Source organism: Anaerofustis sp. (genome assembly GCF_019420015.1).
Taxonomy (GTDB): domain Bacteria; phylum Bacillota; class Clostridia; order Eubacteriales; family Anaerofustaceae; genus Anaerofustis.
The window spans coordinates 81,795-91,085 of sequence record NZ_JAHZIA010000001.1 but is presented as its reverse complement, the minus strand read 5'-3'; the positions used below and the strand labels follow the sequence as shown (position 1 = coordinate 91,085).

General features: G+C 31.5%; 8 protein-coding genes and 1 pseudogene. All 9 read left to right on the top strand.

Annotated features, from left to right (window positions below; genetic code table 11):
- Positions 1–529 (top strand): annotated as a pseudogene (locus QZ357_RS00505) (3-phosphoshikimate 1-carboxyvinyltransferase); the annotation flags it as partial.
- Positions 507–1,586, top strand: a complete 1,080-nt coding sequence (gene aroC, locus QZ357_RS00500) for a chorismate synthase (RefSeq protein WP_290770655.1) — start codon at positions 507–509, stop codon at positions 1,584–1,586. The pseudogene QZ357_RS00505 and the gene aroC, both read left to right, overlap by 23 nt.
- A gap of 8 nt (positions 1,587–1,594) precedes the next feature.
- Positions 1,595–2,509 (top strand): chorismate mutase, encoded by a 915-nt coding sequence (locus QZ357_RS00495; protein WP_290770654.1) that lies wholly within the window; start codon positions 1,595–1,597, stop codon positions 2,507–2,509.
- A 4-nt stretch (positions 2,510–2,513) separates the two neighbouring features.
- The gene (locus tag QZ357_RS00490) at positions 2,514–3,317 is read left to right on the top strand and encodes a shikimate dehydrogenase (protein WP_290770652.1); all 804 of its coding nucleotides are present in this window, start codon (positions 2,514–2,516) and stop codon (positions 3,315–3,317) included.
- Position 3,318: 1 nt separating this feature from the next.
- Complete coding sequence (locus QZ357_RS00485; RefSeq protein ID WP_290770649.1) at positions 3,319–3,825, top strand: shikimate kinase; 507 nt, start codon at positions 3,319–3,321, stop codon at positions 3,823–3,825.
- A gap of 176 nt (positions 3,826–4,001) precedes the next feature.
- Entirely contained in the window at positions 4,002–6,959 is a 2,958-nt protein-coding gene (locus QZ357_RS00480) for a vitamin B12-dependent ribonucleotide reductase (RefSeq protein WP_290770647.1), read from the top strand.
- Between the two features lie 162 nt (positions 6,960–7,121).
- On the top strand, positions 7,122–7,616 hold the full coding sequence (locus QZ357_RS00475; protein WP_290770646.1) for a GNAT family N-acetyltransferase: 495 nt from the start codon (positions 7,122–7,124) through the stop codon (positions 7,614–7,616).
- 138 nt (positions 7,617–7,754) lie between these two features.
- Positions 7,755–8,735: a biotin--[acetyl-CoA-carboxylase] ligase gene (locus QZ357_RS00470; RefSeq protein WP_290770645.1), complete on the top strand. Its 981-nt coding sequence runs from the start codon at positions 7,755–7,757 to the stop codon at positions 8,733–8,735.
- Between the two features lie 57 nt (positions 8,736–8,792).
- A complete protein-coding gene (locus QZ357_RS00465; RefSeq protein ID WP_290770643.1) occupies positions 8,793–9,272 on the top strand; it encodes a YbaK/EbsC family protein in 480 nt (159 codons plus the stop codon).
- Positions 9,273–9,291: the final 19 nt, after the last annotated feature.

The window sequence follows — 9,291 nt, the reverse complement described above, 5'->3', positions numbered from 1 at the left end:
TCAGGCAGCTTTTTTCCTTAGTGCGAACTACCTTGGCAATGACATAGACATAAAAGGTCTTGATGAAAATTCTCTTCAAGGTGATAAAGAAATATTAAAATGGCTTGAAGTACTTAAAAATGATAAAAACAAAGTGATTGATGCAACAAACTGCCCTGATATTATTCCGATACTTACGGTATGTGCTGCACTTACGAATGGAAAAACGGAAATTATAAATGCGGGAAGACTTAGAATAAAGGAATGTGACAGATTAACTGCAATTTCAACTCAGTTAAATAAACTTGGTGCTGATATTATAGAGAAAGAAGAAAGCCTTACAATAAACGGTGTTGATTCTTTAAATGGAGGGTGTGTGGATTCTTTCAAAGACCATAGAATTTCAATGAGCCTAGCCATTGCATCAAGCAGGTGTAAGGATGATATCATAATAAAAGATTATATGTGTGTAAAAAAATCTTATCCTCATTTTTACGAAGATTTTAAGAAGCTCGGAGGGAATATAAATGAGTGCAACATTTGGCAATAAGTTTAAAGTTACTATATTCGGGCAATCTCACAGCGAAGCAATAGGGGTTGTTATAGACGGTATTCCTGCAGGAATTACTCTTGATTTTGATAAAATAGATCATGAACTTAAAAGGAGACAAGGCGGAGATAAGTTCTCAACGCCCAGAAAAGAAGCTGATACCCCAAGGATAATAAGCGGTTATTTCAGTGATAAAACTGCAGGGTCACCTCTTTGTGCTGTTTTTGAGAATAATAATACAAAAAGTAAAGATTACAGTGAGCTTAAAATAAAAATTAGACCATCTCATTCGGATTATCCTGCATACATAAAACATAAAGGAAACAATGATTACAGAGGCGGAGGTAATTTTTCGGGAAGACTTACTCTGCCTCTTACCTTTGCAGGAGCAGTTGCGAAACAAATCCTTGAAGACAAGGGAATTTATATAGGTGCTCATATAAAGAAATTGAATAAAATAGAAGATAAAACTTTTGATAAAGTAAATATTGAAAAAGAACAGTTGTTAAAACTCAGAAATGAACCGTTTCCTCTAATCGATAAAAGCAAGCAGAAAGAAATGGAAGAGATAATATTAAATGCAAAAAATGATTTAAACAGTATTGGTGGAGAGATAGAATGTGCTATAATAGGATTTCCGGCAGGTATAGGTTCTCCGTTCTTTGACAGTATCGAATCAAGGCTTTCGCATATATTGTTTTCTGTTCCTGCGGTAAAAGGCGTTGAATTCGGTGACGGGTTTGGATTTTCCGATTTATACGGGGATGAAGCGAATGATGAATATTATTATGATACCTCGGGTAATGTTAAAACTTATGCAAATCATAACGGAGGTATTCTCGGAGGTATTTCCAACGGGCAACCTATATGCTTTAATGTTGCGGTTAAGCCTACTGCCAGCATAGCGAAAAAACAAAGAACAATTAATGTAGAAAACAATGAAAACACGACTTTAGAGATAAAAGGACGGCATGACCCAGTAATTGTAAAGAGGGCTGTTCCTGTTATTGAAGCAGTCAGTGCAATATGTTTATATGATTTTTTACTTAGTGATTAGGAGTTTTTATGAGGAGTTTATTAGACAGCAGAAAAAAAATTGATGAAATCGATAAAGAACTTGTTAAACTTTTTGAAGAAAGAATGAATATAGTCGTTGATGTGGCGAATTATAAAAAGCAGAATCACGTTGATGTTTTGAATACATCAAGAGAAAATGAAGTTGTTGAAAATGCGATAAATAATTTAAATGATAAAAAATATGCGGAGGAAGTAGCTGATTTTTTTAATCATTTAATGGATATAAGCAAAAATTTTCAGAGAAAAGCAATTGCAGAAGATTTCATAAGCGATATAAAAGAAAAACATTTTTTGAATTTATATGAAACAGCCAATAAGGTCGGATATTCCAATAAAATAAACCCTTTATCTGAAAAAGCGGTAAATTCATATTATGACACTTCCGTGAAAAAAACAGAATATACGGAATATAAGGATATTTTAAAGGCATTGATTGACGGAAAAATAGATTATGCTTTTTTAGCTGTTGATAGTAAAATTAAGGAACATATGGAAAATTTATACAGGCTTTTGGAGACTTATAACAATATTTACATAAAGGATAAATACGCTATAGATAATGAGCTTAAAAAGGTTGAACTAAAGAAGAGTAATTCCGGATATATAAATAAATTCATTATTTTAGGTAAAGATAAATTTTTCTTAAAAGATTGCAATAAAATTGACTTAATAGTAAAAATTGATAATAAATCAAAATCATTCAGTCATCTTGTAAGATATTTTGCAAATTATAACGTACATATAAATACAATTGATTCCAAAGAGACAAACAGTGCAACTAAAGAGTTTACCGTTTATGTAAATTTTGACGGTTGCTTGGAAGATAATAATATTTTAAAAATGCTTAAAGGTTTGGAAGGTGATCTTCCTTATTTAAGACTTGTAGGTTCTTATAAAGGATAGCAAAATGAAAAAATTCGGATTGATAGGAGAAAAACTTCCTCATAGTTTTTCCAAAATACTTCACGGTATTGCTTTTGATGTTTTGGGATTGGATTTTGAATATGAACTATATGAAGTAAGTAAAGAAAGTGCGATACATATAAAAGAGTTTATGAATAAATATAACCTAAACGGATTAAACGTTACGATACCTTATAAGCAGGTTGTTATGGATAATATTGATGTTATAAGTACGGAAGCGAAAAGGATAGGTGCTGTAAATACCATACTTAATGCAGACGGAGTATTGTACGGGTATAATACAGATTATTATGGATTTAAATATACTCTTGAAAATAATAATATAGATGTTAAAAACAAAAAGGTTGTAGTACTGGGCAGCGGAGGAGCAAGTAAAGCTGTTCTTGCATGTTTGGAAGATTTGAAAGCTTCGAAGGTATATTTGGTATCTAGAAATAAAGAGAATAAAAAAGTTGCCAGAGATGTTGAACTTATAGATTATGAAGGGTTAAAATCGGTAAAAGGTGAACTTATCGTAAATACCACACCTGTAGGAATGTATCCAAATACGGATTTTTCTCCCGTTTATGAAGATATTTTAAGTAATTTTAACGTTAGTGTTGATGTTATATACAATCCTCTTGTTACAAAGTTTATGAAAATATCAAAGAAACTAGGTAAAAGAACTTATTCAGGTCTTGAAATGCTCATAATGCAGGGACTTAGATCCGAAGAAATATGGAATGATTTTAAGATATCTAAAGAAGATATAGGAATTATAATCAATAAAGTAAAGAAGGAAATATAACATGAAAAAAAATATTTTACTTATAGGAATGCCCGGATGCGGTAAAACGAGTTTGGGGAAAACTCTTGCCAGGGAATTAGATATGGAATATGTGGATATGGATATTTATATTGAAAAAAAAACCGGAAAACGTGTAAGTGAATTATTTGATATAAGTGAAGATCATTTTAGAAATATTGAAACAAAAATTTCCGAAGAGCTATCAAAAAAAGAAAATATTTTGGTTTCAGCCGGAGGAGGCATAGTTTTAAGGAAAGAAAATATAAATTGTTTTAAACCTGATTTTAATATAATATTTATAAATAGAAGTGTTAAAAATATTTTAAAGTCTAAAAATTTGGGTAAAAACAGACCTCTTCTTAAAAACAATGAAAGTCATATATATGATTTATACAATGAAAGAATAGATTTATATAAAAAATACTGTGATTTTGAAGTCAAAAACGACGGTTATTTCAGATATTGTATAGAAGAAATAAAAAATAAAATATTTGTTGAAAAAAGCTAAGAATTCATTTCTTAGCTTTTTTATAATAACATAATATATTAAGCAATATGGTACTTTAAGAAAAATATATTGAAAAATGTTAAATACGTGGTATACTGATAATTGTACTTCGTTATAGTATTTATACTATATATTGTATAAAAGAATTTAAAATATTGCATAAGGTGGAAATTTAAATGGAAAACTTAAGTATCAACAATATTTTTACCAGAAGATTTACGAAAGAACTTCAAAGGGATAAAAGTAAAACCGTATTTGATTTATTCGAATATAAAAAAGTGGATGTACAGATTTTCGACTATAAAACAAACAAAAATATTTTTGAGATGAATGATTTGGAATTTCCTTCATTTTATTCAAAGAATGCTTGTAACATTATAGCTTCAAAATATTTCAGAAGAGCCGGAGTAGGTTCGAAAGAAGGTCATGAAACCAGTATAAAACAGGTTGCAGACAGAATGGTCGGTTTTTGGGCAGATGCTTTGGTAGATGAGGGGATTATAAAAACAAAAGAACAATATGAGATATTTTATGACGAGCTTGTATATGCTTTGATAAATCAGATGTGGGCTCCAAATTCTCCGCAGTGGTTTAATACCGGAATAAAAAGGAATTATGGTATAAAAGGCGAGAGCGACCATATGTATTATTACGATACAGTAAGCGGAGAAGTAAAAGAAAGTGAAGACAGATACACTAGAACACAGGCTTCGGCTTGTTTTATTCTTTCGATAAAAGACAGTCTTCTCGGGGATAATTCGATTTCAGAACAATATATTACCGAAACAAAACTGTTTAAAGGCGGTTCGGGAGTAGGTACGAATTTTTCTACTTTAAGAGCGACAAACGAAGCTCTTTCCAGCGGAGGAAAATCTTCAGGACTTATGAGTTTCTTGAAAGGTTTTGACAGAAACGCCGGAGCTATAAAAAGCGGAGGAACTACAAGGAGAGCCGCAAAAATGGTTATTACTGATATAGACCATCCTGAAATAGAAGACTTTATTACATGGAAAGCAAAAGAAGAAGATAAGGTAAGAGCTCTCGGTAAAATGGGATATGATATGTCTATGGACGGTGAAGCCTATCAGACTGTAAGCGGGCAGAACGGTAATAACTCTGTAAGACTTAACAGCGAGTTTATGCAAAAAGTTTTAAAATTAGATAAAGATCCAAATGCTACAATAGAGCTTAAAGGCAGAGTAGACAACAGTGTAAACAGAAAAGTCAAAGTTAAAAAATTATGGGATATGATTTGTAAGTCTACTTGGGAATGCGCCGATCCTGCAGTTCAATTTGATGATATATTCAATGAATGGCATACATGTCCAGGGGGAGAAGACGGAAATATTAATGCAAAGTATAACAGAATTAATGCCACAAATCCTTGCAGTGAATATGCTTTTTTGGATAATACAGCGTGTAATCTTGCATCCATTAACATATACAGATTTTACAGCGAAAGTGAAGGAACTTTTAAATTAAATGATTATATTCATTTGATTTCACTTATTCAACTTGTATTGGAAGCTTCTATTCATTGGGGGCATTTCCCTACAAAAGAAGTTGCAAGGAAAAGTCATATGTTCAGAACAACGGGACTTGGGCTTGCAAATGTTGCATCTCTTCTTATGGTTTTGGGATATCCTTATGACAGTGATGAAGGAAGAAACCTTGCGGCTTCGCTTTGTTCTATAATGACTGCTCAGTCTTATTTGGTGTCATCATTAATGGCAAAAGAAGTAGGTCCTTTTGAGAAGTTTGAAATAAATAAAGAGTACTTTTTAAGAGTTTTAAGGAATTCTGCAAGATGTTCTCTTGCTCTTGAAGATAATTTTGAAGGACTTAATTATTCTCCGGTAAAATTAGACGGGGATATTATGTCTGAAATGGGGCTTGAAGAAATTTTGAATGCGGCTAGAATACTTTGGCTGAATGCGATTGAAGGAGTAAACCGTTACGGTGCAAGAAATGCTCAGACAACTGTTATTGCCCCTACGGGAACAATTTCTTTTGCAATGGACTGTGGAGCCACCTCTGCGGAACCTTTTTATTCGAATGTTGTATACAAATCCCTTTCAGGAGGGGGAACTATGGAGCTTGTAAATCCTGTTTTAAAAACAGCTTTGATAAACTTAGGTTACCGTGATGAGCAAATAAAGGATATTGAAAATTATCTTCTTGAAAAAGATTCTAATGGAATGTTTGTACATTTTTCTCTTGATAATGCTCCTCATTTGAGGGATGAAGATAAAAAGATATTTGAAACGGCAAACGATATTTCTCCTAGCGGACATGTATTGATGGTTGCTGCAATTACTCCTATGATAAGCGGCTCTGTATCAAAAACGGTTAATATGCCAAAAACTGCGACAGTAGAAGATATAAGCAATATATATAAACTTTCGTACATAACGGGAGTTAAAGCAATTTCTGTTTACAGAGACGGTTCAAAAGCATCTCAACCTTTAAATACGACTTTGAATGAAGACAGTGATTCTCTTGAAAGTTTGACCTATCAAGGACTTTTGGAATATGCAAAGAATTGTAAAAGAGGAAGTCTTCACAGAGTGAAACCTGACGGAATGAGAACAAGCAGAACTCATGCGGCTAAGATTGGTGATATAGAATTGTATGTAACAATAGGATTTTACAAAAACGGTAAAATGTCTGAATTGTTTGTATCGACGGATAAGGAAGGTACAGTTGTAAAAGGATTATTGGCATCTCTTTCTAAATCAATATCAAATATGCTTCAATATGATATTCCGGCTAAAGAAATATCAAGACTTTTAAGAGGTCAGCAATTTGAACCAAGCGGATTTGTTGCAAGACATCCTTATATAAAAAATGCTTCAAGTATAGCTGATTTATTAAGTAAAATCATAGATATAGAGCTTGGAGACTTTTCAAGGGTACAGATTAAACCTGACGATATACAGGATACTTTGTATACTAACAAAGACGTACGTGTTGACAAAGAAAAAGAACCTGTTACTTATGAAAGTATAAAAGATGATCCGGATACTGAAAGAGTTTACGGTGAAGTTTGTCCGGTATGTTCTTCTACTCAATTGTTTACAAACGGAACCTGTAAAGTATGCAGAGAGTGCGGTTCAACAACCGGTTGCAGTTAATTTAAGTTTTATTTTTTGTTAATATTAATGCCGTCGTTTTGGGAGTTATATATAAAACGGCGGTTTTTTATATTTACTTTGAATATATTTTAAGTTTTTTATTTTGTTGAGTATAAATTTATATTGTCAGTATATATAAAAGCGAAAGGATAAATAAGTAAAATGTGTGAAAAAATTAATTTCAGATATGCAGAAAGAAAAGATGTATCGTTGATTTTGGAATTTATAAAAGGTTTGGCAGAATATGAAAATATGTCAGATGAAGTCATTGCGGATGAAGCTACTTTGGAAAAATGGATATTTGATTTAAATAAAGCAGAGGTTATCTTTCTTACATTAAAAGATAAAGAAATAGGATTTGCTTTGTTCTTTCATAATTTTTCCACTTTTTTAGGAAGAGCCGGAATTTATCTTGAAGATTTATATATTCTTCCTGAGTACAGAGGAAGAGGATACGGTAAAGCTTTATTAAGAAAACTTGCATCGATAGCAGTAAAACGTAATTGCGGAAGACTGGAATGGTCATGTTTGGATTGGAATAAACCAAGTATTGATTTTTATTTGTCTCTTGGTGCCGTACCTATGACGGAATGGAGTACTTATAGGATGAGCGGAGATACTTTAAAATCATTCTCTTTGAGTGATGATAGTTTATAAAATAATTAAGTGTTTATTTTATAAATATTTCTAAAGAATAAAACAGTATCAACTATTGTGATAATTATAGTTGACACTGTTTGTTTTTTTGTATAAAATTAGCTTTAAAATATAGAGTTATTCTTATGGAGCAAATGTATGAACAAAGAAAATATACTGGAAATATTAAAGAGTAAAAGCGGAGAAATTGTATCCGGTGGGTATATTTCAATGAAACTTAATATATCAAGAAATGCGGTTTGGAAAAACATAAATACACTGAAAAAAGAAGGGTATGATATAATTTCCGTTAAAAACAAAGGATATATGTTAGATTCAAATGTGAGTTATTTAAATAAAAAGGAAATTTTCAAACATCTTGAAACAAAGTATATAGGAAATAAAACAGAAATTTTGGACAGGGTGGATTCAACATTAAACTATATAAAAAACTTAAAAGAGGATGAAAAAGTTGAAGGAATGGTTGTGATTTCCGATGAGCAAACGGGAGGAAGAGGACGTAGAGGAAGAAGTTTCTTTTCTCCTAAAGATTCAAGTATATATTTAAGCATCCTTTTAAAACCCAGATTTAGTCTTTCGGATATAAATCTTATTACAGTTATTTGTGGAATAAGTGTTGTAAGTGCAGTAAAAAAAGTTACTGGTATAGACTGCGACATTAAATGGGTAAATGATGTTTTTATAGACGGAAGAAAGATATGTGGTATTCTTACAGAAGGTATTTTAAGCGTTGAAAACGGTAGTATAGACAGTGTGATAATAGGGGTTGGGATAAATGTAAACAGACCGGAAAAAGAGAATGTTCCTGAAGAGCTGAAAAATATCATTGGATTTATAAATGATTATACAAATAAAACAGAAAACAGGAATAAAATTATAGCAGAATTTTTAAATGAATTTGAGAAACGATATTTACAACTGGATAAAAATATTTTGTATAAAGAATATAAAGAAAAAATGTTATATTTGAATGAAAATATAGAATGCTATATGGGAAAAGAAAAGTTAAATGGTACTCTTGTAGATTTAAATAAAGATTTTTCTATTAAAGTAATAACAGATTCGGGTGAGGTTAAAAACTTTAACAGTGGAGAAATAAGCATAAGAAGGAATAATTAATTTATTATATTATGAAATTTATTGGTAATTTAAATCAAAATTTAGGAGGTATGGATTATGGCAATAGATTTGGTAAAGGATTATTTTAAAAATTTTGGTATGGAAGATAGAATTTTGGAATTTGATGTATCAAGCGCGACTGTTGAACTGGCATCAAAAGCTTTGGGTGCTGAAGGCGGAAGAATAGCTAAGACGTTGTCCTTTAAAGATAAAAATGAGGAAGATGGTTGTATCTTGGTAGTAGCGAGTGGGGATGCAAAAATAGACAATAAAAAGTTCAAAAATGAGTTTAATCAAAAAGCTAAAATGCTTTCTTCTATTGAAGTTGAAGATTTTACGAATCATAAAATCGGTGGTGTTTGCCCATTTGCCGTTCCCGACAGTTGTAAGGTATATTTGGATATATCTTTGCAAAAATTCGATACGGTATTTCCTGCATGCGGAAGCAGCAACAGTGCCATAGAACTTACCTGTGATGAACTGTTCAAATATTCAAATGCCATTAAATGGGTTGATACTTGTAAAGAATTTGAATAATGGGAAAATATGTTTATTA

What these genes read in the sequence shown, in the direction of transcription:
- QZ357_RS00495 (WP_290770654.1), top strand. Translation starts at nt 1,595, where the DNA reads ATGAGGAGTTTATTAGACAGCAGAAAAAAAATTGATGAAATCGATAAA.
- QZ357_RS00485 (WP_290770649.1), top strand. Translation starts at nt 3,319, where the DNA reads ATGAAAAAAAATATTTTACTTATAGGAATGCCCGGATGCGGTAAAACG.
- QZ357_RS00480 (WP_290770647.1), top strand. Translation starts at nt 4,002, where the DNA reads ATGGAAAACTTAAGTATCAACAATATTTTTACCAGAAGATTTACGAAA.
- QZ357_RS00490 (WP_290770652.1), top strand. Translation starts at nt 2,514, where the DNA reads ATGAAAAAATTCGGATTGATAGGAGAAAAACTTCCTCATAGTTTTTCC.
- aroC (WP_290770655.1), top strand. Translation starts at nt 507, where the DNA reads ATGAGTGCAACATTTGGCAATAAGTTTAAAGTTACTATATTCGGGCAA.
- QZ357_RS00465 (WP_290770643.1), top strand. Translation starts at nt 8,793, where the DNA reads ATGGCAATAGATTTGGTAAAGGATTATTTTAAAAATTTTGGTATGGAA.
- QZ357_RS00470 (WP_290770645.1), top strand. Translation starts at nt 7,755, where the DNA reads ATGAACAAAGAAAATATACTGGAAATATTAAAGAGTAAAAGCGGAGAA.
- QZ357_RS00475 (WP_290770646.1), top strand. Translation starts at nt 7,122, where the DNA reads ATGTGTGAAAAAATTAATTTCAGATATGCAGAAAGAAAAGATGTATCG.